The organism is Agrobacterium sp. AGB01, from assembly GCF_014851585.1.
Taxonomy (GTDB): Bacteria; Pseudomonadota; Alphaproteobacteria; order Rhizobiales; family Rhizobiaceae; genus Agrobacterium.
In genome coordinates, this window is the sequence record NZ_JACVAB010000008.1 from 178,591 (window position 1) to 203,283 (window position 24,693).

The 24,693-nt window shown below is 55.6% G+C and carries 32 protein-coding genes; 1 reads left to right on the forward strand and 31 read right to left on the reverse strand.

Annotation, left to right across the window (positions count from 1 at the left end; all coding sequences use genetic code 11):
- Positions 1-175 precede the first annotated feature (175 nt).
- Complete coding sequence (locus IB237_RS23200) at positions 176-475, forward strand: hypothetical protein (protein ID WP_192491094.1); 300 nt, start codon at positions 176-178, stop codon at positions 473-475.
- 23 nt (positions 476-498) lie between these two features.
- On the opposite strand, the gene IB237_RS23205 is transcribed toward IB237_RS23200, so the two are convergent.
- From IB237_RS23205 to IB237_RS23355, 31 genes are all read right to left on the reverse strand, one after another.
- Positions 499-2,145: a hypothetical protein gene (locus IB237_RS23205; protein WP_192491095.1), complete on the reverse strand. Its 1,647-nt coding sequence runs from the start codon at positions 2,143-2,145 to the stop codon at positions 499-501.
- Positions 2,142-2,420: a hypothetical protein gene (locus IB237_RS23210; protein WP_192491096.1), complete on the reverse strand. Its 279-nt coding sequence runs from the start codon at positions 2,418-2,420 to the stop codon at positions 2,142-2,144. Before IB237_RS23210 ends, IB237_RS23205 begins: the two co-directional genes overlap by 4 nt.
- Positions 2,421-2,495: 75 nt before the next feature.
- A complete protein-coding gene (locus IB237_RS23215) occupies positions 2,496-2,819 on the reverse strand; it encodes a hypothetical protein (RefSeq protein ID WP_192491097.1) in 324 nt (107 codons plus the stop codon).
- Positions 2,803-3,267, reverse strand: coding sequence for a hypothetical protein (locus IB237_RS23220; protein ID WP_192491098.1), 465 nt, complete (start codon positions 3,265-3,267; stop codon positions 2,803-2,805). Before IB237_RS23220 ends, IB237_RS23215 begins: the two co-directional genes overlap by 17 nt.
- Before the next feature lie 195 nt (positions 3,268-3,462).
- Positions 3,463-3,927 carry a hypothetical protein gene (locus IB237_RS23225; RefSeq protein ID WP_192491099.1) on the reverse strand — a complete coding sequence of 155 codons (465 nt, stop codon included), beginning with the start codon at positions 3,925-3,927 and terminating at the stop codon, positions 3,463-3,465.
- A complete protein-coding gene (locus tag IB237_RS23230) occupies positions 3,924-4,565 on the reverse strand; it encodes a lysozyme (protein ID WP_192491100.1) in 642 nt (213 codons plus the stop codon). The genes IB237_RS23225 and IB237_RS23230 overlap by 4 nt, the downstream gene beginning before the upstream one ends.
- Positions 4,528-4,773, reverse strand: a complete 246-nt coding sequence (locus IB237_RS23235) for a hypothetical protein (protein WP_192491101.1) — start codon at positions 4,771-4,773, stop codon at positions 4,528-4,530. Before IB237_RS23235 ends, IB237_RS23230 begins: the two co-directional genes overlap by 38 nt.
- Before the next feature lie 17 nt (positions 4,774-4,790).
- On the reverse strand, positions 4,791-5,162 hold the full coding sequence (locus tag IB237_RS23240) for a hypothetical protein (protein ID WP_192491102.1): 372 nt from the start codon (positions 5,160-5,162) through the stop codon (positions 4,791-4,793).
- Positions 5,162-6,214, reverse strand: coding sequence for a hypothetical protein (locus IB237_RS23245; protein ID WP_192491103.1), 1,053 nt, complete (start codon positions 6,212-6,214; stop codon positions 5,162-5,164). The genes IB237_RS23240 and IB237_RS23245 overlap by 1 nt, the downstream gene beginning before the upstream one ends.
- 5 nt (positions 6,215-6,219) lie before the next feature.
- Positions 6,220-7,131, reverse strand: coding sequence for a hypothetical protein (locus IB237_RS23250; RefSeq protein ID WP_192491104.1), 912 nt, complete (start codon positions 7,129-7,131; stop codon positions 6,220-6,222).
- A 6-nt stretch (positions 7,132-7,137) separates the two neighbouring features.
- The gene (locus tag IB237_RS23255) at positions 7,138-7,926 is read right to left on the reverse strand and encodes a putative phage tail protein (RefSeq protein ID WP_192491105.1); all 789 of its coding nucleotides are present in this window, start codon (positions 7,924-7,926) and stop codon (positions 7,138-7,140) included.
- On the reverse strand, positions 7,916-8,998 hold the full coding sequence (locus IB237_RS23260; protein WP_192491106.1) for a baseplate J/gp47 family protein: 1,083 nt from the start codon (positions 8,996-8,998) through the stop codon (positions 7,916-7,918). The genes IB237_RS23255 and IB237_RS23260 overlap by 11 nt, the downstream gene beginning before the upstream one ends.
- The gene (locus IB237_RS23265; RefSeq protein WP_246788230.1) at positions 8,970-9,506 is read right to left on the reverse strand and encodes a phage GP46 family protein; all 537 of its coding nucleotides are present in this window, start codon (positions 9,504-9,506) and stop codon (positions 8,970-8,972) included. Before IB237_RS23265 ends, IB237_RS23260 begins: the two co-directional genes overlap by 29 nt.
- 21 nt (positions 9,507-9,527) lie before the next feature.
- On the reverse strand, positions 9,528-9,962 hold the full coding sequence (locus IB237_RS23270) for a phage baseplate assembly protein (protein ID WP_192491107.1): 435 nt from the start codon (positions 9,960-9,962) through the stop codon (positions 9,528-9,530).
- Complete coding sequence (locus IB237_RS23275) at positions 9,962-11,014, reverse strand: hypothetical protein (RefSeq protein WP_192491108.1); 1,053 nt, start codon at positions 11,012-11,014, stop codon at positions 9,962-9,964. Before IB237_RS23275 ends, IB237_RS23270 begins: the two co-directional genes overlap by 1 nt.
- Before the next feature lie 8 nt (positions 11,015-11,022).
- Entirely contained in the window at positions 11,023-11,646 is a 624-nt protein-coding gene (locus IB237_RS23280) for a hypothetical protein (protein ID WP_192491109.1), read from the reverse strand.
- Positions 11,647-11,651: 5 nt separating this feature from the next.
- A complete protein-coding gene (locus IB237_RS23285) occupies positions 11,652-12,113 on the reverse strand; it encodes a DNA circularization N-terminal domain-containing protein (RefSeq protein ID WP_192491110.1) in 462 nt (153 codons plus the stop codon).
- Between the two features lie 12 nt (positions 12,114-12,125).
- The gene (locus IB237_RS23290; RefSeq protein ID WP_192491111.1) at positions 12,126-14,018 is read right to left on the reverse strand and encodes a phage tail tape measure protein; all 1,893 of its coding nucleotides are present in this window, start codon (positions 14,016-14,018) and stop codon (positions 12,126-12,128) included.
- Between the two features lie 61 nt (positions 14,019-14,079).
- Positions 14,080-14,436 carry a hypothetical protein gene (locus IB237_RS23295; RefSeq protein ID WP_192491112.1) on the reverse strand — a complete coding sequence of 119 codons (357 nt, stop codon included), beginning with the start codon at positions 14,434-14,436 and terminating at the stop codon, positions 14,080-14,082.
- A complete protein-coding gene (locus IB237_RS23300; RefSeq protein WP_192491113.1) occupies positions 14,433-14,804 on the reverse strand; it encodes a phage tail tube protein in 372 nt (123 codons plus the stop codon). Before IB237_RS23300 ends, IB237_RS23295 begins: the two co-directional genes overlap by 4 nt.
- A gap of 26 nt (positions 14,805-14,830) precedes the next feature.
- On the reverse strand, positions 14,831-16,312 hold the full coding sequence (locus tag IB237_RS23305; protein ID WP_192491114.1) for a hypothetical protein: 1,482 nt from the start codon (positions 16,310-16,312) through the stop codon (positions 14,831-14,833).
- The gene (locus IB237_RS23310; protein WP_192491115.1) at positions 16,312-16,500 is read right to left on the reverse strand and encodes a hypothetical protein; all 189 of its coding nucleotides are present in this window, start codon (positions 16,498-16,500) and stop codon (positions 16,312-16,314) included. The genes IB237_RS23305 and IB237_RS23310 overlap by 1 nt, the downstream gene beginning before the upstream one ends.
- A 14-nt stretch (positions 16,501-16,514) precedes the next feature.
- A complete protein-coding gene (locus IB237_RS23315) occupies positions 16,515-17,219 on the reverse strand; it encodes a hypothetical protein (protein ID WP_192491116.1) in 705 nt (234 codons plus the stop codon).
- Complete coding sequence (locus IB237_RS23320; protein ID WP_192491117.1) at positions 17,219-17,605, reverse strand: hypothetical protein; 387 nt, start codon at positions 17,603-17,605, stop codon at positions 17,219-17,221. The genes IB237_RS23315 and IB237_RS23320 overlap by 1 nt, the downstream gene beginning before the upstream one ends.
- Positions 17,598-17,819, reverse strand: coding sequence for a hypothetical protein (locus tag IB237_RS23325; RefSeq protein WP_192491118.1), 222 nt, complete (start codon positions 17,817-17,819; stop codon positions 17,598-17,600). Before IB237_RS23325 ends, IB237_RS23320 begins: the two co-directional genes overlap by 8 nt.
- A gap of 35 nt (positions 17,820-17,854) precedes the next feature.
- The gene (locus tag IB237_RS23330; RefSeq protein WP_192491119.1) at positions 17,855-18,883 is read right to left on the reverse strand and encodes a major capsid protein; all 1,029 of its coding nucleotides are present in this window, start codon (positions 18,881-18,883) and stop codon (positions 17,855-17,857) included.
- A gap of 14 nt (positions 18,884-18,897) precedes the next feature.
- Complete coding sequence (locus tag IB237_RS23335) at positions 18,898-19,269, reverse strand: head decoration protein (protein ID WP_192491120.1); 372 nt, start codon at positions 19,267-19,269, stop codon at positions 18,898-18,900.
- Positions 19,270-19,284: 15 nt separating this feature from the next.
- Positions 19,285-20,337, reverse strand: a complete 1,053-nt coding sequence (locus tag IB237_RS23340) for a head maturation protease, ClpP-related (RefSeq protein WP_192491121.1) — start codon at positions 20,335-20,337, stop codon at positions 19,285-19,287.
- 471 nt (positions 20,338-20,808) lie between these two features.
- Positions 20,809-21,078, reverse strand: coding sequence for a hypothetical protein (locus tag IB237_RS23345; RefSeq protein ID WP_192491122.1), 270 nt, complete (start codon positions 21,076-21,078; stop codon positions 20,809-20,811).
- Positions 21,075-22,691, reverse strand: coding sequence for a phage portal protein (locus IB237_RS23350; protein WP_192491123.1), 1,617 nt, complete (start codon positions 22,689-22,691; stop codon positions 21,075-21,077). The genes IB237_RS23345 and IB237_RS23350 overlap by 4 nt, the downstream gene beginning before the upstream one ends.
- Positions 22,688-24,691, reverse strand: a complete 2,004-nt coding sequence (locus tag IB237_RS23355; protein WP_210324079.1) for a terminase gpA endonuclease subunit — start codon at positions 24,689-24,691, stop codon at positions 22,688-22,690. Before IB237_RS23355 ends, IB237_RS23350 begins: the two co-directional genes overlap by 4 nt.
- Positions 24,692-24,693 lie beyond the last annotated feature (2 nt).

Sequence of the window (24,693 nt, forward strand, 5' to 3'; positions counted from 1 at the left end):
ACTGCGCGCCTCGCCGTTCAAAAGTGCGAGGAGTATTGGGAACTTTGCAAGCAGGTGATGTGGGAATGATACCCCATCATTTAATGATGGGGCGGTGTGCTGATCTCAAAGATTTCAGATGACGTGATCAACGGGTTGAGTTATTGGAAAAATACACTCTTACCTTGAGGCTCACATGTCGCCGCAGTTGTATGATTTGATGGTTGAAATCCACAGAAGATCAGCCGCATCTTTCGATGGAGTTTGCACATTTAACAACATCTCAATCACAGATGAAGAACAGGAGTTGTTTAATGAAGCCCAAGCGATGGGCTTCATTAACTTTGAAATCAAAGATGATTTCGGTGATTACTACATCCTGTCGCTGACACCAAAAGGCCGAACCGAGTTCAATCTGCCGGAAGTAAAACGAAAGTCATTCTGGCATTGGTTGATTGGTCTAGTATCACCGGGGATAACTCAGCCATCACAATAACCGTTGACGGTGACATGATTGGGTTAGGCTGCTGTGATTTCAAGCTCCTCAATTCGGGTTACGACAGTAGCAACCGCACCTTGAGGAACGGCCACCTGAACATACGGGGAAAGGTTGATGTTTACCCCAGAGCCAACAAGCGTTAAATCAGGGGTCTCAAGCCAAAGATTGAGGCCGCTTGTAGCATCTACGTTCTGCATCGACGCCGCGCTAGAATTTTCTGTCGGAGTTTCGCCAGAGGCCATATGCCAGCGACCGATAGACCTCTGCATAGCCGTAGTGCTGACAAACTCCGACACGAAAAAAGCTATTGATACAGGTACTGGAGTCGGCTCTATAACGATCTTTACCCTTCCACGATACTTTCCGCCTGCCGGTACTGATACGCGGCCACCTTCTGGTATTGATAGTGAAAATCCATTCCATGCGCTGGCTTGACTTGCCGCCCTCGTAAGAGAAACAACCTGAACATCACCGTCTTTTGATCCTACAATCGTAGGGCCGCTAGTTCCGCCTCTAGCCAAGTTGTAACCATTTGCGACCTCACCTGTTGCATTAGACAATGTCCCGCCAGAGCCTGACATTGCTGGAGCAAGGTTTGTACCCATAGTGCCAAACGCTTTAGTCGTAAGCCTATCGATAATGGCGGCGCGTATTGCAGCGCCAGCGGCTTTTGCGCCGATGGCAGAATAGTGGATGCCGTCAGTCTGCGTATATCCTGATCTTGGATTTCTATCCCCCGTAGTTTCGTTAACTACATCAATCAAGTTGACGTAAATAATTTTGCTGTTTCCAGCTACGGCGGACTGCATACCGGCATTGATATCAAGAACAGCTTGGCGACTTGCCCCGCCCGAAACCCAATCGCCACCTGATGCCGTACTGCGCATCCACAAAGAGGGAACAATCAACAAGTCAACGTAAGGAAGAATGCGGGCTAGCTGTGTGTTGAAGTGGCCCAAGTACTCGGCAACAGTGATGGTGCCAATCTCGTTACGACCGCCCGTAAAATACACAATTCTCTTGCCGACTGGTGCGGCCATAAGAACAGGAAGCAATGCGTCGATCTGCTCAATAACCGACCTGCGGGTTCCACTTCCTTGCAATACCCAACCGGAGCCAGATTGAGCGTATATAGTTGGCGGCAAGAAGTTCGGATATGCAGCAGAAGCGCCAGATATATTCATGTCGAATAGTCTGGCAGCATCCAATTCATTCGCCCAATTAACAGCAGAAAGAGGCATGAAGCCGTAACGGCTCTGAGCATTTTGCCCGCCTGCGCCATGCTGCTCTAGCGAGGCACCTAGGACATACATAGTCGGGTAATCGAGAACTGCAGGAGCCTCAACCGCAATCGACATATTCAGCGTGCGGCCTGTGCTGCTAGTCAGAACGGCCGCAATGCTCCCAGCGCTAGAAGCTGACAGACCAACCACCAACTGCGTACCACCGCCAGCGATCGCCAGACGGCCATCATTGGGCGTGACGCCGGTGATGGTCTCACCAGCCTGCAAACCGGTAATAAGCGCAATCAATGAGCCTGAATTGGCACCGGCCGTAAATGTCGCAGTTGCCGGGCCGAGCGGAGTAACCCCACCGCCCTGTGATGGGGCGCCGTAGCCCTTGCCGAGTCCGATGCTGAAACCGAAACGAGGAGCGAGTACACTCATGCGCGCGTCTCCTTCCAGCCACGGACAGCGACGGATGTTGCCGCATCCGATTTCACATAGACCGTGTCAGCAGCATCAAGATCCAGAACAAGCTCACGCGTACGCTCGGCCGATAGGAGAACATAATCCTGAGTGTCAGCCGCCGGCGCGCTCTGGCCAACGTGGATCAGGACGGGGTGTGTCGTCACAACCTGAACGCCAAACCGCTTGGAACCTGAGCCAACAACGAGAGACTGCCAGCCAGTCGTGCCGGCAGCATGAAATGTACTTGCCATATTGAAAAACCCTCAGCCTTTTCCGAAAGGTCGGATGAATGTGTTGTTTTATTTTGCCGTTGAACGACGCCTGTTTCAGCGCGCGCTACGTTCGATCTCGCGTCGGATCCGGAGCTCTTCACGTATCCGATCCATCTCGGTTGCCAGGTGGCCAATATGTCTGGCTGCATCCTCAATGATATCATTCTGCCGCTTCATCACGGCAGTGTGTTCTTCCACGGCCGCAGTTGCTTTGTTTAATGCCGTTGGGTCGACGATGACCGCAGCGATCGGCGCCTTGTTTTCCGGTCCGGTTTTTTCTCCGGAGGCCAGACCGAAGTGTCGAACAACAAAGATAAAGGCAAGTGTAACCCCAAGGGCAATGAGTGCGGTGGGCGGCAGATCAGCCAGTTTTTCCATATCTCGTTTCCCCCTGGTCGTGCGCAGCGCGATGAATGTTGACCAGCTCGCCAACCACAAATAGCGGATAGATGGCGAGCCAGGTGCTCACGACACCAGAGGATGCATAGCAACACGAAACGCCGACCCAGATGAGGCAGCCTATGCCAGCGGACACCTGCCGAATAACAGGCGTCACGTCCTTTCGAGCTCCATTGATGATGAGGCCAATTGTCCGGAGGATGCCAAGCAAGAGCATCGACCATCCAAGCAATATCTCGTTTCCGAATATTGCACGGAACCCGGCCCATGCCGGTTGATCAAACAGATTGTCAGAGGACAACAAGACGCCTCCCCAAACAGCTGTGTGAAACCCCATAAACCATTCGGTCATGCGAGGCCCAAAGCGATGACGAACGCGGATCCATATTCCGACGCCTGAGTGCGGTGTCGCTTCCATCGCAATCATTTCGCCCCCTGCGCCTGCAGAGCTCGAATGATGTTCGCCTTCTCGACATTCATTTCCCGGCACTCTGCGAATAGCCGGCGATCCTGCCCCCACAGCCGCCACTGCGCATCATCAGATGCTCTGGGCGGAATGATCACGAGATCCTTGCACTCTGCCAGTGCACTTTCGGACACATGCGCATTGCGCGGGCGCGTATCAGTTGCCGAGGCGTCCGATCGCGTTGAGAGCGTTCCGCACGCTGTCAGGCATAAACTCGCGACAAGCGGCAATATCATCTTCAGCGGCAGCATTCTTTTCCCTCTCCAGCTCGATCGCCTGTTCAAGCGCCGAGTAGCGAACTGCATTGATTATGGATGCATCAAGACGCGCCTTTTCAGCCGCATCGATTTTCGCTTGCGCAACCAGGCGCTCTTCATCGCGCTTGATATCCAGACGCCGCTGCTTTTCCTGCCAGACCAACCGTTCCGACAATGCGCCCTCATCGCGCGCTTTCGCAGCCTGGAGGGGCACACGCCCGACCAGCAGCTCTCGCACCACGGGAACGCGATCGATGAATGGAAAGTCGCGCAGGACCGGTACACCTTCATAGAAGGCAACCATCAGCAGGATTGCTGGCGCACCAACAATCACGGCATTCAGCAATAGCGAAACAAACCTCATAGGCCGCTCACACAAAGTTCAGCTTCCCCGAGACGCTGCGCGTCGCCCATTTCACGACGTTTAACAAGACCGTTGACAACCCGGCCGCCAGCCTTGTTCCATGCCGTCTGCGCCTCGCATGCCTCGCGATATTCCCCCTTCGGGATGTGGATGAACATCGCAGTTGATCCAAGTTGCCCGCGGCGGGGACTGTTGGACCCCACACCGAAATTATAGGCACCTGAAATCATCGAGGCCTGTACGCTGTCTGGAGCCTTGAGGAAGTTTAGCCCCCTATCAACAAGAGGCAGATAGTAATCTTCGATCACGCGCTTCAGGAGCATCGCCTCACACTCAGCAAGTGTCTTGCGCATTCCCAAAAAGACACCCTTTGTCTCGCCATAACAAATCGTAGGCACACCAACGATGTCGAGGTAAGCGACCAGGTGAATGCCCTCCCAAGGCTTGATCAGCTTGTCGATTGCAAGTCGCACGGCCGGCGGCACGTATCCACGTGCGATTGCCGCTCTCACCTCGGATGGCGTGTCCGGGTGACTGCTCCCAAACAGAGTCGCCCAACCAGTCGCAACGGCAAACGTCACCGCCGCAAGCACAGCAGACTTACCCCGCTTCGTCGGGACAATCTTGTTGATCGGCATTGGAAAGACCTTTCTGCGCGAGGATGCGCGCGACAAATGCACCGCCCACCGACAAGAATGTCAGGGCAGCAAAAATACCTGTTGGAATGGGATAGATGCCGCCGAGCAGCGGCAGTGCGACTTCGAGGCCGGACAACACACCGGCAAGCACAAGAAGGCGGACGGACCAGGCGCGTTTCAGCACCTGCCGCCAGTTGGCAATGAACATATCGAGAGCCCCCAATATTAGGCTTGAGCGGCCTCAAGCCACATGGCGTCGACCTGCGCCTCGCTCAATTGGAGAGCGGCAGCTATCAACAAAAGCGTGGGATGCGTGCGAGTGAAATAGCTGGCGTCTTCCCATTCGATCTGCGCTTCAGCTTTCGCAAGGCCTTCAGGCATTGCTGCAATGGCCGACACAACATCATCCAACGCAATACCGTTTCTGACGAGCGTCAGGCGCAGCTGCCGCTTTGTGATTGGTGGCGGCGGCTCTGGAGGGTTCATGAATGCCAGAACTTCCGGATCGTCATCTGGCAAAACCTCTGTGACACCCTCTTGCGGATTGGCATACAGCGCCGAGATAGCGCCGTCAGTTCGTTCTACAAAGTATCCCATTATCCAATCCTCGGAATTGTGTAGTCATCCCAACCTAGTGTCGTGATGAGATGGTTTCCGGATTGCGAGCCTAATGAAAGCACGAAACTTGCGTTGATTTGACGGGAAATGTTCGTGGAACCTTCTGCCCAAAAATCATTGGCTGGAATAGACGCTCCAGTGACGTTTAGCCATGCAGTGATCGCACTGTTATCGTCACCATCTGCAAGTTTACAGTCAACGACAGTATCCGTTGCAGATCTAATATTGATGCGAACTCTATGCTTTGATCGTACCGGAACCCCATTTGGAACGGTAATCGTCATCGGCGACATAGCGCGTTGTCCGCCAGTGTAATCATCAACCGGCGACTTCAAAATCGTCCAGTCCCCACGTTTGCGGGTCTGCCGGATATTACCGCTGCCATCAACTAACACGGCGTCAAATCGCTGCACACGGCTCCAGCCATTAGGCAAAGTGGGAGCCGTCGCAGAAAGCGAAAACAGAGCATCAAAGACTCCCGTCGTATTGTTGACGATCGCATGCAAATGATAGGTAGCACCCGGTGTTTTTGCACCAGTATCCAACCCGCCATTGCCGGTACCCACAGCCCAGACCGCATCCAGCCGCTTTGTCATCACCGCTTCATTGACGACGCTCAATGCGCCTCGGCGGGCTATTCCTGGGTCGATGTCGATACGGTTGTTTGCATCACTCGAATTGTTCGTGGTCCGAAGACCCTGCACAAAATCAGGGACCAAGACCAACAGTCCGAGGTTTGCTTGCGCCTGCTGACGCTCCGGAATGGTCAAGGTCTGCGCCGCATCGAAGCGCAGACGCTTTGCAAGCGCCCCGTTCACTTTCGTCAGGAACTCTGGATCATCACCAAATGCATCAGCGATCTCGGAAAGGGTATTGAGGTTTGCAGGCGCATCACCCGTTACCAGCGCATTGACTTGCGCCAGTGTCAGATAGCCACCAACACCGTCAAGCATGACAGCAACCAGGTGCTCGCCACTTGCTTCAGCAAATGGCACCAGCTGGTCGATCCGACGTACTACAAGATCTGCCACGGCGGTTATGCTCCCAAGTTGAAATCGAGGTATGCGCCGGAACTGGCAAAGGTCGCAGATGACTGCCAGTCGGTTCGGACGCGAGCCTGCGCCGTGTAACGGGTGATTACGATCGTATCGACGAAAGCGGCCATGTGATCCATGGAAGCTGCTGGCGTCGCATCTGCAGTAATAGATCCTGCGACGGATTTGATCGTCGGTGTTCTCGCCCATTCGACAATCTGCGTTGCACTGTAAGCAAGTGTTCCCGCCGAAAGTCCAGACGCCGCACCAGACTTGCGTTCACTCAAAGCAAGTCTGTCGAAGTTGACGAGATTGGTGATCGTCGCAACGTTACCGCCGCTGGTCATCACCCGCGAAACGAGCATGTCGTCATAGCTACTGTCGAAGAACGGGGAGGCATCCGCCAGCGCACTCGGATTATAGGTGGCGTTTGCCAGATCCTTCAGCGAAAAACCATCCGTCGGGTTCCAACGCAGATGATAGATCCTGTTGGCCTGCGTCGGGAAATCCATCGTCGCCGTGACAACATTGAAAATGCCACGATGCAGAAAGTTGTAACCAGCTGGCAAACGGACCTGACCGTCGCCTGCAGACACAACAGGAATGGTCCCGGTCGATGTTTTCACATGCGGAAAGATCGGCAGGTTGGCTCGGGCCTGCGTCATCAAGACGTAGTTTTCGTCACCAGCCCCACCTGTCGCAGCGTCAATCAGCTTTCCGATCGCCTCAAGCAGCTGGTCAACTTTCTTGCCATCTGGAACAATACCTGCCGCCTCAATAACGGACATAATCTCGCGCTGCGGATGTTCGATTGCTGCTGCGGGAACCTTTGAACCAGGGGCAGAACCGGCTGTGTTCCTGTCCACGTAAGGCGCATTTGGGTCGGCACTGCCATACGGCGCATTATATTTCATGTTTCCTCACAAGGTCACAGCGATGGCATTGCCATATTCGTCAACAAGAATGACCCCGTCTTCTGGAGAAAGGGCCGCGAGATTTATCCACGGCTCCAGCACGACCTGTGTCCAGGCAGGTGCCATTTGCCGTAAAAGGCAGAGAATTCTTTCAGCCTCACCGATCGAGAAAAGTGGGTCATAGCCGCACTCACCAACGCCACATTCGAAGTAGCTGAAGGCAGCGCCGTTGATGCGCACGATCCAGTAGATTTCTTCGATGTACGAGCCGGTCGTATGCTCGCCGCCGCACTCGGAGAAACCGCATTCAAAGATAGCCGGCTCCTCGATTTCGATTTCGAAACCGTAATCTGCAGCCAGCTGCACGAAATCTTCAGGATGCGTTACCCCTTCGGCCCTCACCTTTCGCTCAAGCGCCGTCATGCGTTGCGCGGTGGTTTGTTCCGCATCCGCAAAACAAGGCTCTGGCAGGCCGTAGTCAGTCTCCCAATCGGGCAGAAGCTCACTCACACCTTGCAGGCTGGCCTCACGCATCAGCCGCCATGCGCGTGCGTAAAGCCATTCGAAATCGGAAATCAGCACCCGCGTGAAGCGCGCCAGATTACTGGTCAGCGACATCGCCTGTCCGTCCGGCGTTCCCCACGCGGGACCACTCGGCCAAAAGGACAGCGTCGCTGAAATCAGGTCGTCATTGCTGGGCGCGCTTAAGGCGTCCTGCGGATCTGCCATGGTCAGCTTGGCATAGCGCTCTCGCCCCGATCGGGTGACCGTGTTGAAAGCCGGATCACGCGCCATAGGTCACCACTCCCGGCACAGGGAATTGCCCGTTGGTCAGAACAATGTCGTCAAGCGGCCATGCCAGCACATGCCGATCCTCTCCGGTCGCCTGCGAGATGGCTTCACCGATCCATGAGCGAGATAACGTGAAGGTGTCGCCCTCAATTCCCGGCCTGCACCGTTCCAGATACATGGCAGCAAGGCTTGCGTTGATTGCCTCGCGAACCTCGATCGTATCGTTTGCAAGGCGATGGATCTCGACGTCAACAGGCAAAGGTGTCGGCGCGGCCGCCACACTGTCGTCGATCCGGATAAGCCGCTCCGCATCGATCGCCGCCTGCACAACGACAACATCGCCTGCCGTGGGAATACTGTTCGGCCTACCTTCAAACAGGAAGAACAGGGCCAGATACCCCGGAGCAAGCGGACGGCGAAATGCCCAGACCTTGAACACACCAGGAACCGCGAGAGCCACGGTTTCATAATCCGTCAGCCTGCCACCGGATCGAGGGTTGCGCTTGCGGTGCAATGCGCGGGCACGAAGATTATCATCATCCTCAACGTCAGCACCGCCACCAATGCCAGCTGCACCAACGGTTGCCTCTTCACCAAGCGTTGGCCACAGAACCGGGTCTGCAAGCGTCAGAATTCCATCCGCATCACGATTGGTGTTGGCACCGGTTGTTTCAGCCTCAACCTGCAGCACAAGCACACCCAACGGTGAAGCTGTTGCAGGTGCCGTGCTGATGTAGGTTATGCCGCCAGACACGAAGCGGATGCCCGCCGCGTAGGTGACGTTTGCAGCCGCCGATACGGATATCGTTCCGGATGCCCCGGAAGCGCCCTTCCGGAATATGCCGATATCACTTGCATGCAGCGCCAGAAAACGGCCTGTCGCGGTGGAAAGGAAAAGCTGCTTTGTCAGCCAGGCCATGCGCAGTTCAAATTCGTGACTGATACCGGCCAGAACTTTGGCAACAACGGTCACGAAGTTGGTTTTGAGCGCAGCATCCGTGCCCTTCATATACTGGCGGAATGCGCCGCGAGTGCGCGCGGAAATGTCAGCCAGCGAGCGGATTGTCCACGCCATCTATCTGCCTCCAGAGCAGTTCGTATTTCTGATTGAAGATGATTTCGCCATTACGGCCGTAAATGGTGACGACGAGATCGAGGCGATTGTTCACGCGGTCAGCGGTGGCGCTGACATCAATGCTGGCAACGGCACTTTGTGAAAGCAGCGGCTGTAATGCTTCGCGCGCATAATCTTCCGCCTCGATCTCGATACCGTCGTGAAGCGCCCTGCGCCTCAACCGCCACAGACGCGAACCGATTGGCTGTTCGCCATCCATCACATCGAAGCTGTCGCCAAACCATCCGCGGTTTTCTTCACCATCATCAAGTTCGCTTTCCTCGACACGGGCATCGGACATCAGGTGAATAAAAATTTGCGTCGCAAGCCCCTGCTCTGCCCGGAAATCGCCGGGTGCTTCAGGGTGCGTCAGTGCGTTGACTGCAAGGTCGCCAACGATGCCGTCCCAGATAAGATCAGGCGCGCGATAAGGCTCTTCGGCCCCATCGACCGGAATGATTTTCAACATGAGGAGATCCGCGCTGCGCGTTTAGTGACCGTGGTTGGCGGTGTTGCCACCTTCGTCGATGATAGAACCGGTAGCGTGTATGTTGCCGGTCACGTTCAAATCGCCCTGCAGCGTGATGTTTCCGACAAACTCAAACAAAGGCGCGACCAACCGGATCTTCGCGCCAACTAAGCTGATGATGTTGCCGTTGGCATCGTAAATGGCGGTGCCACCCGATGGAATATCCTGTGGCCGGTGCGATGGATGTTCACCGCCTATCACATAGGCCTGATCCGGATCATCGTTTGGGGAGATCAAAAGCGCCTTTGCGCCTTTGACAGGCATCGACAACAATCCATGCGTCTCGATACGATGAACGTTGGTGTAGCCATCCTTGAACAGGCCGCGACCGGAAACGAATTGCTGGCCACCACGCTCCACATTGACGCCGTCCAGCTCAATTCGCTTGCCTGACATCACTCATCCTCATATTCGGCGCTGATCTTGCTAGGCGCGCTATAAGCCTTCGACGATTTGCCGCGTGGATTTTCACCACCAAGCGCGCGGGGATCTGCGAGTGTCAGCGTTGCAGTGGTTCCTGTGCTGTCACCAGCGGCTTCCTGCGAGAGCGATACTGACTTGATCACCATCATGCCCTTGATGCCGATCAACTCATCCTCGACATAGACCAGCCAGTTACGAGACCAGATCTTGCCACCCGCATCACGCCAACCGGTAACTCTGATGGTTGCTGTCGCGCTATTGCCAACACCACGCTTCACTGCCCAGTCCGCCCTACTCTTCAAACGGTCGAGTGTGGTTTCACCTTCGTGCGGGATAATTAGCGTGCGAGACCGGGTTACTCCCTTGTCGCTGGCAGTGGTTTCGCCACGCAGCTGCTGCTTGGCAGTTCCGTCAGTTGCTTGCCCGCGGACCTTGACCTTGCTGTATCGTCCCCGCTCAGTGAGCTGAGCGGATGCATTCTCAATATTAACACCTAAAATGAGCCCACCCTTGTGTGTTCCCTCAGGTTTGGTCGCTAGCTTCAGCTTGCCTTCGGGCGTGTCGTAGATCAGAACGCCACGACCCCGCGCCCTTCGCTCCAACGTCGAGAACAGCGTTTCGCCGGTTCTTAGCTTGTGGCGAGGCTCGACCGGCAGAGACCCATCGCTTTCAATGCCGATACCGGCACTGTCAAATTCCTTGGCAATCGCAGCGAGATCCTTGTTCAGCACTTCGCCGGACGGATGCTCAACCGAACATTCCGTCGCGTCGACCGTGCGTGAGCACACGGACACAGACAGTGAGCGTGTCGTGGCGTCATGACCAGGGTTCATGTCGCGAACCTGGCCGGTCAACAAGAGATCAGCACCTGCTTTAATAGTAACCGGACTTCCCACTTCGACAGGCAAGCCGGGTCCGGTCACAACAAGATCAACGGTCGCAGTGCGTACAGCCTCTTCTGCCGAGCTGTCGATCGTGATCGACTTGTACGGCGGCAGGCCGTCTATGGTCAGCGTCTCAAACATGGAAACCTTCAGGATGCCAGGGCATCAAATGTTGTTGGCATCACCAGTGGCGTGGCAGCACCCGCTATATCGACCACGCCTTGAGCACGCTTCGCATCACCGTAAAGCTGATAGGCCAAGACTGTGGATGGCAGGGAAATGCCAGTCTTTATCTTGACGATCGGCGCTGCGCTGGCAGCAATGTCAGAGATCAGCCGCACCGACACGGCAATTACTGACGATAACCAGGCATACAGATCCGCACCGTCGCCACCGAGGCTGGAAACCGCCGCCAATCCTGCATCACCGGCATCAGCAACGCGGCTTCGCACTCGTCGCGCTTCAGGCCGTGACGGCCATGCTATGCGTCCGCCGGCAACCGCCAGACCTAACGCCTGCAGGATGCTGCAGGCAGACAACGTTTTACCGGACACAACAGGCATCAGCGAGATCTGGTCGAAATGCCCGGGCTCGCTTGCGTTTTCTGCAATCACCCGCATCAGATCCAGCACCTCTTGCGCAAAGGCTTCCGCTGTCAGATTGGCCGCGATCACAACGCGCGTTGTGATATCAGCCAGATCCTCTTCATCAACAACGATCGAGGCTGACAGATCAGAGATCCAGTTGAGTATGATTTGCCTGTCAGCAGCCATGCGGTTCACCGAAAGAAGGAAGCCATTTGTGACGCGGCAGAAACAAAGGCATTGCTGACAGCAACGCTGATATCTGCTGGTGAAAGAACAGCCCCGGCATCAATCTGCCAGGGGATAAAGTTTGCATCAAAGGCGATATAACCGGCCCGGTCCTTTGTGCGACTGCGGCGGAAAGTGGCGCAGGTCGCCATCATCCCACCATCCATCGGCAGCACCAAACGGCCCGCCCCCTCGGCAAGGCACGCAGTCTGCAATGCAAGTGCCTGGACATCAGCACGGTCACTGACAAGATATGCGGTCACATCAAACTGTGGCGTGAGCAGTCCAAGCTCTTCCAGCTCGGTTACCCTGCCACCGGCCTTTTCATGCAGCGCCAATCTCTTGCCGCCACTGAAATCATCCCAGTCCACCCAAAAAGGTACGCCGCGATAACTGGCGCGGCGCAGTGTCTTTTTCCAGTCTCTCATGACAAAGAACCCTTAGAAACTGCCACCCGGCGTATTGGCCGAAGGTGGCATCGAGCGGCCGCGATCAGCATTGACTGGCCGCCCCTGCGAGGCATTACCCAAAGCCACATTGGCACTATTAAACCGGCTCGCAGCGTCTGCCAGTTTTTGAGCCGCAGCCATGATTTGCGCCCCGACATCAACACCTGCCACTTTCAGGAATGCGGCACTTTCTTCCACGGCCTTGCCCGCATCCCGGCCACCGTCAGCAACTGCCTGACCGGCTTCCGTGCCTCGGTCCTTCAGGCTGTCGATTTCGATCTTGAGTGCGTTTTTCCATTCGTCTTTTGTCGGCATTGCGAATGCCTGCTTGAGCTCATCTTTTGTCGGGGTCGAAACCGGGAATGCCGCAATCCCGGCCATCGGAGGACCCTGCGGATTGCTCCTTGACTGTAATTCTGGCGGCAACCCAGCCGGAAGCGTCATTGACGAACCCGCACCAAAAGGTCTCTGTCCTGGCACGGGTATCTGACCGGTACCACCACCCGGAAACTCGGCGTTTGGCGGTTTCCATCCTGCAGGTGTGTTTGGTCCCTGCTGGAATTTCTTGAGAAACTCCGGATCATTCAGACCGCCCTCATATGCCATCTGGTCGCTGCCTTCACCGCGCGACCACGAACCGAACGGCATGTTCTTGAACATCCAGTTCTCGATTTCCCAGTAGGACATGCCGCGTTTTTCAAGGCCCTTTCGAACAGCCTGACCGTAGTCGACATCCTCGGTAATCGCATCCATGGTAGCGGTGGCAGGCTTGGCAACTGCGCCACCAATACTGGTCCACATCTTGCTCCAGCTATTCGACATGCGGTCGATACTGGCCTGCGTATCACTCAGGACGCGATTTAGATCACGGAAAACTACGCCATCGACCTCAGCGCCATTCACGGTCTTGAGGAACTTCTGCAAGCTCTCTTCCGAGGTGATCAATGACTGCATACCAAGACGGAATTCCTGATCGGAAAACAGCAGCGGCAACTTCGACAGATCACCATCCATGGCCTCTTTCGAGATGCGTACGAATGCGGTTACCGCATCTTCACCGGCCTTTTGCGCAGCCTTAAGTTCCTTACGAAGGTTGATGCCAAAGTCCTTGAACTTGTTGGCAGTTTCCTCGGAATACATTTTGCCAAATATGTTCTGCGCCTGAGTGGCAGCGGTCGACGCGTCGCCGGTATCTTCGCGGATCGTCTGCAGGATCGCGACAAGCCTCTTCAGACCATCTTCCCCCTCATAACCAAGGCTGGCGAAACTGTTGGCCAGACCTGGAATATACTGCGCCATATCCTTCAGTTCGAACTGGCCAGCCTTGCCGCCCATCACCATGATGTCAAAGGCACGCTGCAGCTGGTTGGCCTGAATTTTTAGGGCAGATGCAGCTTTCAGGCCGGTATTGGCAATGTCAGTGGTCGCAGCGCCGGATGCCTGCGCAGTGGCAAGCACAGATGGCAAAAACGCCATAGCCTCTTCCAGAGACTGTCCTGAAGCCACCAGCGTATCGAGCGCCTCGATGGCCGGTGCCACACTGTCATAACCGAGATCCTTGGTAACGCGCTGCGCCTCTTCGAATGCACGTTTGGTCTGCTCGGCAGAAGCATCGGCCGTCACTCCGATACGGGTCATCTGCCGTTCCAATGCTGCGAAATCTGTAAGCGCCGCCTTGGCCCCATAGGTGATGGCGGCAGGCGCCAGAAAACGCGATGTGCTTGCTAGCAACGTCGCGGATGAGCGCGCCATAACAGATTGCTGACGGTTGAGTGCGGCGGCACGTCGATTGACCTGATCCATCTTGCCAGCAACATTTTTGAGAACATTGCCGGTTCGATCGACAGCGGAGATCCGCAGTCTGGCTTCGACTTCACGTGTCATTTATTTTTCCCGTCAACAAACCGCCGCGCCCACCAGGCAATCTGGCTAAGCGTCATTTCCTCTACTCTTGAGGCGTCCCATCCGAACCGGAAGACAAAGGCATCGGCGGCCTCAAGGCAGCCGGCTCTTCCCGAAAAAAATCGCAAACCGCGTTCTGCAGCCGCAAAGAGTCCACGGCGTTCAGCACATGCAAATATTCATATCCGGGAGAAACGCAGATCCGCTGCAGATATTGGTCTACCCGTTCAGGGTAGACCAATAGCACCGCGCCACCTTGTGTGGGCTGAAACTCACGAGGCTCACCAATACTGGAGAGAAAAATCTCTTTGTATGTAGGCTCGCGCAGTTGCACCTCTGCAAAGGTCCGGCTGTCCGGTCCAGAGGTGTACGACTTTGAGAGAGCAACTGTTACTGTCATGCTGAGGTTTTCCGGTAAGTCTCATAATTCAGCACCGCACCTGTGACCTCGCCGGTGATGCGATTTATCGTGGGGTCACCAGCAATGAAGGCCTTGGTAAAATAGTGCGTATTGCCGCCGAACTCCTCTATCAGCGTCGCGTTAAAGCGATCTCCGGACAGAAGAGCATCCAGATCCTGACCAGCATCGGCAAAACTAATTTCACATGTACCGGCCTTTACTGTCGCAGATCGATCGACACTGCCGTCTTGATTGGCAATCGCCTCGATGGAAACGCGAGAGGGCGATATGTTCACGTTAGCGCGCAGCGCAATAAGGACACCGCTGGAAAAACGGAGCGTCATCCGTCCGCCAAAATCATTGCTCATGGATCAATCCTTTCGTGAGCGGCCGCTTAGCGGAACTGACTGTAGACGCGCGCGACACCTGCAAAGATATCGAGGGCATTGACGAAATCGAGCGGCAGGTGCGCATCGACGCGGTTTGGGTTCTCGGTATTTCGCAGAACCACTATCGCCTGAAGCGCCGCGTCGCTGTTTTCCAGCACGCCACTCATCGAAGCGTACGAATGGTACAGCGTCGCCTTGATATCCTTGACCGTCGAGATGGCATCAAGGTTATCAGGGTTGCTATCAGCCAGCGCCTTGTTGGAATGCTCGTAAGCCAGATCCGCGCGGAATTTCTTCAGCGCATATGTCAACTGGAACACCCGCTGAATGTCGCGGAACGTCGTGTCCGGCGCGCCGTTCGTCGTCTGCTGGTGTGTGACAATCTTGTCGATGCAAACATCACCACTGCGGCTGACGCTCCAGGTCGAAACGCCATTGCCAACGAATGCGTTGCGTGTCGCGTAATCTGGCCAGTACAGCCGGTCGCGAGGCGCAGAAATGCCCTCTACGACAAGACCGGTCTGATTGCGCGACACGTCACCATTCGCGCCACCCCCAAGCCATGGTGCGATACGACCAACCAAGGCGGCAAGCCACTCGTAATCCGGCTGCGCAAATCCACCATTGGAAAAACGCGGGATCATCGTCAGGTGCCAGCTGTTGCGTGCCAGCGCGAAAGTCGTCAGGTTCGCAGCTGTGTCCGTCTTCGGATAGAAGGCATGACCGTAGATCTGCTGCGCATATGACCAGCGACCTGAGACTTCACCGAGGAAGTCATCAAGAATGGCCAAGTTAGCGGTATCACCGAACGGGCAGAGAATGATTTCAAACGGGTCATCGCTGAGAGCGGCCAGAATATTGGTCAGCGATGGCGCACCAGCACCAGGCGTCGCCGTCGCGAACGTGAATAGCTGATCAAAGGCGTTGATGCGATCGAGGATCGGTACATAGACATCCAGACCCGTCGCATAGGTGCCTTTATGTCGCGCTGTGAGTGTCACCACGTTGGTGGCAACGGTCGCGGTAAATGGCAGGCTCTTGCCGGTCAAACGGTTGTAGTAGCCGTTGATCGCGGCACCAAGCGCGGTGGCAAGCTGCGCGGCCGTCATCGCCGCTGGAAGTTCCACTTCGACATTTTCACCGGCAATCTGCAGGACGCCCTGCCCGCCGCCAGCCGGAGGCGCACCGATGGTGATTGTGCGGATCTCGGCAGTGCCATTATCAGCGACACGACCAAGCCAGATTTCCTGTGTCGGTGCATTTTTGCGCGCAGCAATGAACATGCTTTCCAGCATCGAGCCCGCACCCGCAAGGATCCGCGCTTCGTTACGCGTGTTACAAATGGCAATACCGTTTTCAGCAAGGTCACCAGCAGGAAGGCCGAAACCGAGGATCAGCATGCGGGTTTCCGCTTCGAACTGGCCACCAGACTGCACGTCGAAGGTAAAGATCGGAGCCGTCAGATTGGCAGGAATATTGGATGCCATTATTTGGATCCTCCAGTTTTACCGGTCGACACCGGCGTTTCGACTTTTTTGACGAGGTCGCCATCCTTGACGAGGCGCGCCTCCCATCCGGAGGCAAAATTCACAGGTCGCCCGTCTTCCGGCCAGTCCGGCTGGCCATAGGGCATCGGCACGCGCTTGCCCGGCGCGGGTACATAAATATCAGGCATGGGAAAGCTCCAGATCAGGAGGGGAAATTGACCGTCGCGCCCGGCACTGTACTGCCGGTACGCATGTCGACACCTTTAAGCGGCGTCATTGTCTGCGCTGGAAACTGCAAGGCCAACGCCTCCAGTTTTTCACGCGCATAAGATTGTTCAGGCAAAGCGGCAAGCACTGAAGCACAAGGCTCCGGCAACCCGCCGGCTTGGGAGAAGACATCGTCTTTGATCGAGAAACGGTACTTCATCATGATGCGGTGGTAACGCAGGCCGAGCTCCGGTACCGCAAATGTCGGCTCGTCCAGATCTTCGATTTTTCGAACGATCTTGCGGACCAACGGAGAAACCTCGATCAAGCGGCGTACCTGGCTGCACAAAGCGGCCAGGATCATCCGACCTTCCGGGTCGGTCTCAGCGGCATCAGCAAAACCACCGTCGTCATCTTGAACTTTTACCATCAACTCGGCGACGATCTCGATCTCGGTATAGGCGATCGTGTCCCAGTTGCTCGATGCATCGCCGCGCAGATTGACGCCACTGGACGTCGTAAAAAGCGAGAGGCACGGCAACGCCGTGTCATCGGCCCGATCAAGATCCTCAACAGGCGCTGGCCGGCTGTCGTAAACCCGACCGGCCGCCAGTGTTGGATAAGCAGCACCACTTGTGGCCACACCTGTCGGAAGCAGAACTTCGATCAGTGTCAATCTCAGAGCTTCAGCAGATAACATTATACCCTCGTCAGGTACCAAGCGGGCCTGCTGGAACCGTCTTTTTCAATGGCCGCGATTTTGTAAGTGATGGTGCCGGACTGAATGTGGTCGCCACGTTTCGGCAAATAGAGCCAGGAGCCCACATGCGCAGAAAGCACCGCATCATACGACACGGTCTTCGAGTTGCTGCCGGGATCGTTCGACAAATGCCGGACGATACGATCGCTCGGCGGTTCCAGATCAATGGTCCCCAAAAACGGAAAAGGATCGCGAGCTGGATCAGGCCCGCCCTTGTGGTTGACCGTCAGTCCAGTCGTCATGGGAATAAGCTGGCAGGCCGTAACGTCAAAGATTTCGGCGCACGCCGTCTCTGTGAAGGCACGGGCTGCCTGCCAATCAATCATCGCTGTCACCGGACAGGAGTTTGACGAGATCAGCTTTGGTGGCGTTACTCGGCGGCTCAATACCGCGCTTTACCGCCTCTGCGACCAATTCGTCTTTATTCATATCCTTGATGTTGACGGTAGCATCATCAACATCGTCTGCTCGATAGGTCTGCCCGGGCTTGAGGAACTGGCCTCCATAGAAACCAGCCTCTGTTACAAGAACATCTTTCACAGGATAGTCCTTTCTAAAGTGCGCCGAGGCCGCGCTTACGCGGCCTTTGCACGAAGAAGCATTTCAGGGCGAGTTGCGATAAAGAGCGGGTAGCTGTAGATTTCCACCCGATCCCACTCATCGCGTCCAGACACATCCGAAAGGATAAGACCAACCTTTTCCTGTCCACGCTTGTTCAAGTATGGCTTGAATTCGCTAGCCGGCGCCCAGCCAACCTGAAACGCGTTACGCGCACCGATTGGGAAGAAGCGAGCGTTGTTAGTGCCGATGGCGATCGTGCTGTCGTCATCGGTCCCGCGGTAGTTGATAAAGGTGATCCCTTCAAATGTGACGGCTGAGTAGCCCTCAATACCTTCGAGATCCACAGCGCCTTCAGTGCCCAGCTTGGTTTCTTTGTACTGCTTGTGATTAACGAGCAGGTCATAGAAAGTGTCGCCAACCAGAGCGCCAACCTTGGTGTTCGGCGTCCAGATGCCTTTGCCAGCCCTTTGCATTTCGCGCTTTACGTCACGGCATTTTTTGCGAACGTCGGTGGCGTCTTGATCAAGCTCGAAGTCGATTTCGGTCGGTTCGGCAATGCCCCAGAATGCGTACCAGTCAACGAGGACGGTTGTTCCGTCGGCATCCAATACTTTGCCTTGGATCGCGCCAAAACGCATGTGCTCCCAGGTCAGCTCGAGATCATCGGTGATTTGTGCCGTTCGTGTCGCCACCTCATCGGAAACTTCGATGGTCTGATCATCCATGGGCAGCGCAGCAATTCCAGCCAATTCGATGGCGTAGATTGTAGAGCCCTTCGCCAATCGAACAGCTTCCATCGTGCGGACTTTAGCGCCCTTTGGAATAAGCTCTTCGGGTGGCGCGCCGGTTGGCGACGTAGGAATGAGTGTCAGAGTTCCGTTTCGATCGACAATAGCGATCGTACGAGACCGGGAATAGATCGGCGCAAAAAGGCCGAGCGATCCAAGAAGCTGAGGTTTGTAATCGACCCGGTCGATTACCTCTTCCTGCACTTCAATAACGCCCCACGCGTTCTGGTTAAAAATATCTGCCACAAGAGCCATTGAATTACCCCTCCTTATCGGGCTGCAATGCCGAGCGCGGCAAGCTGGGCTAGCGCGGCGGTCTTTTGATTGTCAGTCACGCCCACAGCCCAGACCAGCACTGCGGCCTGGACTTCTGCATCGCGGGCGGTAATCGTGCGGCGAACGTCTGCAGACGTTGCATCGCAACCTTCAAAGAGAATGGCAGCAGCGGTTTGCGAGCCGTCCGAAGCGCCCGGGGCTAGCGGAACCAGCTTCTTGCTGGCAGTGATGCGACCGAGAACCGCTCCTGGTGCGACCCTGCCGCTACCAGACGCGATAACCCCGACTTCGCGTGAACGGAAGCCATTGGCTTCCGAGACGAGATAATGCGCCGTGCGGCGCAGATTTTCCGTAAGAACAACCATGGATGCGGTCTCCAGTTATCGGCGTTTGTTGAGGCGGTCGACGGAAGCACGCAACGGCGTCCGGTTCTCGGCCTCAGTCTTTTCGGCAGAACCCGGTTGGGCCAAACCAGCGGCCGCGGAGATCCGCTGCTGCTCGTAGCCAGAGGCCTGCGGCTTCCCAACTTGTGGGGCGGCAGCTTTAGATGCGACGGAAAGTGTGTCCTTGATGGCGTCCTCTGAGAGATCGGTTTCGATCAGCTTTTCTGCCAGAGCTTCACGGCCCTTGGCCTCCTCGAGGGCCATCACATTTTTCCGGCGGGTCTGGTAAGCGGCGACAGCAGCTTTCGCAGCGTCTTTCTTCGCAGCCTCGATCTCGGCGGAGGCTTCTTCCGCCTTGGTTTTTTCCGTCATATTAGTTTCCTTTTCGGGTTGACGGGCAGGTGCCGTGGCGGAAGCCATGGCTCTCGGTTTGGCCTCTTCGTGAGACCAGTTTTTCTTGGTTGCCATTGCAACGAGACGCTCTGGTGCCTGTGAGTAGACGCGGTAGTCGTGAGCGGCCACGACCTTGCTCTTTGTCTCAGCAACCGAAGTTGCGAAACCGCGTTCGACCGCCTCTTCGGCTGTTAGCCAAAGCTCGGTTTTCATCTCGTCGCGGATATCGTCAGGATCGTCACCTGAAACATCGGCGTAGATGCCGGCCATGCTTTCGGCTTGTTTCGTGAGGTACTTGGTGTAGCTCTCCAGATCCTGCGCCGTCCCCCACACACCACCGGAGGGGTCGTGGATCATCATCATCGCGCCCTTACGCATGATGCGATCCTGCCCGGCCATCGCAATCAGGGACGCGCTGGAAAAAGCCACGGCATCAATGATGACGGTCACCTTGCCCTTGTGAGCTTTAAGGGCGTTGTAGATGGAAACGCCGTCATCGGTATAACCACCACCGGAATTAATGCGCACGGTGATATCAGCATCCCGGCCAACTTCGGCCAGGGCCTCGATGACTTCTCGAGCGGTAAATCCAGCATCCCAATAATTGTCACCAACGAACCCATAGAGAATGAGCTCGCCGTTCACGAGAACAGCCATGATATTTCCTTTGGAAGTGATAGGAGGGTTTGCCTCAGTCTCTTGTCTGTAAGATCAGACAACAGAGCGGGGCAATGTGATAGAATGCCGACGCAATGCAGCATTCTATCGTTTTTATCTTGAGCCGAAATCAATCATGCTTCAGCATCGCCTGAAGAATTCGACAGTTGGCAAACGGTGCGCCGTGTAAGAAATACGCCCGTAACTTCGAGCGTTTTGGACATGGTGACCGAGCGCGGTCGAAGTTTGGATGACTGGCAAGACACAGGGCGTCATGTCGTGGTTGGTGGCCGTAACCCCGACGTGGACCATCTTGGTCTTGAGTGACTGCTGGATATTTTCATATACAGCATTATCAGCAGCTACCGCGGCAAAAACAGGCGCAGAAGCAAACGCGCAGGCGACAAGGGCCAGCGCAGCGAAGAGACTACTTCGGAGCAAACGCATAGATTTTCCTTCAGGTTTCAATTGTTAGAACTTCAGGTTCCAGCGCCGTGAGGGACGGCAACCGGTTGTTTTCGCCTGACAGGCAGCCTGTAGGCGCACCAGCTCCTTGTCGATATCGGCAATGCTGGAGGATGCGACTTTCACCCGCTGCTGCATCACTGGAGAGCGGATTTCACTTTCTTCAATCTGCTCTCCGGCAAGGCGCTTGGCCTTCACGGCCGCAAGAGCGGCATACATGGCGCAAGGGTCGTCGAGATCGACGGTCATGCCAGCAATTTTGACGAAGGTCGTCATGATGCTACACCTTCTTTCGGTGCAACTTCGCTGGTCGATGGCTTGCCACCATATCCGCGTTCAAAGGGCGAAGGTAAACCAGCTTCGACGTAGCGATTGTGCCAGAGCAACCGGCTTTCAAAGACCTCTTCAGGATCATCCCCGTTCTCGGCACACTCACGTTCCAGCATCCCGGTGCCATTGGCAATGCGCTCGCTTGCCGCGTTCGCACGCTTCAAGTCATCAGCTGTTGGTTTGGATGGACCTTGGCAGACTGCCCAAAGCACAGCATCACGGTTTGCATTGAATGCCTCATACCCGCCCTTGAACGGGATCCGACCTTCGCCGATTTCCTCATCCAGCCAACTGGCGTAAGGTACCAACACATGTGGAGCTGCTATGCGATCGGTGCGCCGCTGCGCAATAGGCCATAACGCCGAGTTCTCCATGTTGGTGCTGGCATAAGTCGCTTTCGTATAATCCAGCGTGTAACCGCCATACGAAATACCCAGCGCCCGCGCCGTCTCACGATGGAGCGATGCCATGAAATCCGGGAAATCCGCTCCAGGAGCGGTGATTGTCTTGAACTCCAGATCTTCTCCGGGTGCCAGATGTGAAACACCTGCCCCCGCCCCCATCCTGATCTCAGACTCTGCAGCGCGATCCAGTTGAGCCTTAAAGTAGAGTGCGAAATCAGCAGCAATATCTTCGACGCCTTCCGCTCCAGTTTCCTTCATGCTTTCCAGCGCCTCGAACGCCTCAGCGCTCGGCCTGTCGCTCTTCAGAACAGCCGAATAGATCGTCTGGAGAAAACGGATCTGCGCTGTGGCATCATCTGTGTTTTCCGCCATCAGATATTTCCGAAAGGTCGGCGCCAACGGTGACAGGCCACGCACATCATCCGCAGAAAACGGATCGAAAGCATGCATTACAAGCTGACGGCCGTCGCGATCACGAGCGGCATAATCGTGTTTCTGCGAAATGCCACTTCGCTTTTCAGCGAAGCGGTATGAAACGGGGCGACCGTGTGCATCATGGATGACCCCCTGATACATTCCTTCGAACTCGTTCGTATCCTGAACAAGTTTGTCAGGTGTAAGCAGAAGAAACTTGGTTCCGGTTCTTGTGCCGGGAAGCCTTTGCCATTCCGGCAGATATTCGACAACACCCACACTCTCGCCAAAGGCAAGCCAGTTTCGCAGCCCTACATCCGTGATTTGCGGAATGGTCAACTTTGCTCTGAAATCGCACTCCAGCGGGTTCCATGCGTAGATTTTCCAGCGGGCTTTAACGAACCTAGTCCATGCTACAGCTTCAGTTGCGGAATATCCGAACAGCGAAAGATCTGGGCGCGGGTTCAACTGAAGCTCCACACCCACCGTATCTGCGAGGATCTGATCAGCCGCGCCGCGTAGACGCCCAGAGTTTTGCAATAAATCCATGGCGAGGGCCGCAGCGCGACCCCACACCCTGCGAACCTCGTCGCGATGCTCCCGTAGCGATGCGGGCCGAGCTTTGATGACGCCAGACTGGCTATCACGAAGATATGCGGCTTGTGAGCGAATGCGCGGTCCGAGGATTGCAGGCGTGGCATTACTGCCACCCTTCAATTTTTCCCAAACCTTGCGCATCATCGTCGTTTCGCCCACCTGTTTTCAACCGGCTTCGACACTGGCGAAGACGATTGTGTTTTCGTTTTATCAACCGGTTGCTGTGTCTCTGTCTCTGCTGGAGCCGCGGTTGCTGCTACCTTGCGGCTCTCTTCTGATAGGAGATCGATCGGCTCACTCGGTTCGAGCTTTGAGCGTAACGCTGCCCATTGGCTCTTTGTCATCCTCGACAAACCAAGATGCTCCGCCATTGCCATTGCGTAGATGCGGCAATCGAGAAAGTGGTTGTGCTCACGGCGTGGCATCCACTCTTCGTGCAGTTTCCCCTTCACCAGTTTCTGGCTGAAATATTCAGCTGTTAACTGTTGGAAGTATTCCTCGCCCAGCTCCATATGGAAGTGGCAGTACCCCGGCGGATCAGATGCCTCACCAGAACGCAGACCGATCTTATGCAAATTGCCATAAAGCTCGGCTTTAAGAGCCCAGGTTCCAACAGGCCAGGACAGAGCACCACCAAACCGCTTACGCTTTCCACGCTTGTTGACTGCCTTTTGCACTGGCGCACTGATGGCAGGCACACCACGACCGGGCATGCCTTTGATCGCGTATGTGTTGGGGTGACGTCTGCACCACTCACGCACTTGGTTCGGTCTGTAGCCGCTATCGACTGCAAGAGCCTCGATCTTGCGGAGAACGCCGTGACCATCCGGGAATTCCTGAGAGCAGAATTCCTCGAGCAACAGCCAGGCGCCCGCTTGCGGGTTATCTGTTGCACCCTCGAAGAATTCGGCAAAGACATTCCAGCTCTGCCGGTCCTCTCCGAAAACGACCCCCTCGCAATAGATACCGTAGGACTGGACGTCAGCGCCTGCTACGAACAGCAATCCGCCGGCGGTAATAGTGCCAGCAAGATAATCCTCCCGGCGTTCCATCAAACGCTGATGATCAGGCGAGTTGCCCTTCATTTGGTAAGGAAGAGCTAGAACAAGGTTGCTGTAATCTTTAGCCCCAGCCTCACCCTTTGCCTCGTAAGTGATTTTATCCTCAGCAATTGCCTCGTAGGACATCATCAATGACATGAAGGCATCGACGTGAAAGCCTGGGTGCCGGTCAGGTTCAATGAAAGTGGGGATGTAGCGTCCCGCTCTAACGCCTTGAACTCTCTCCATTTCCGAGATGTGATGTCCGCAGTCGCACACCATGACCGTTTTATGAGGCTGCTTTCGGTCTATCAGCAGCTTCCGGTCGTCTTGAACCATTTCCTTCCGGCACTCTGGGCATCGGATATACCAGAACCGCTGATCTGACCGTCTAAAGCTCCGGTCGATACGGCAGTGGCCCGGACCTTCTCCAAGCGCTTCACCGCTGTCGAGTTCAGGGGTTGAGAGCTCGAATATTTTGTAAGTCTTCTGTCGCCGAAAGGCCGTGAAACGACCGAAGAACAAGTTTTCCGGGTCAGCTCCATTCGGCAACATCTGCCACTTCGAAACCTCGTCCTTCACCCCAAAGCGGGTCGTTTTGGATGAGAGATCCATGACTGTGTTTGCATTGGCGAGAAAGATTGACCCGCCTGGAAACTTTTTCTCGTAGGTAGTTGAGCCTACGCCAGAGCGACTTGTTGTCGGCTGGATGATGACCTTTTCAGTACGTTCCTGCCATTTGTCTATCAGCGGCTGCAGCTTCGCCGAGTTGATATCCTGCAGAGCATCAATACCTGGCACGCCATAGAGCGCGTTATCAGGACTGTTCTCAGCAATGTACATCATCCAAGCCAGTGCAAGAATGGTCACGCCAGTCTGTTGAGCCTTTCGAACTGTAACCAGGTTGCATGGATGCTCCTGACTAAGGCAGTGCGCAATCTCCGGCAGATATGGCGCATCTTCTGCCGCCCACAGCTCACCCTTGCGGGGTCCGTCAACCAGAACAACGTTCTTTGGCAACCAAACCGGAAATTCAACAGGCGGCTGTGGACGTATTGCTGCGCCCAGCACTGAAGCCCCAACCCGCAAAGCTCCCGGATGCATCG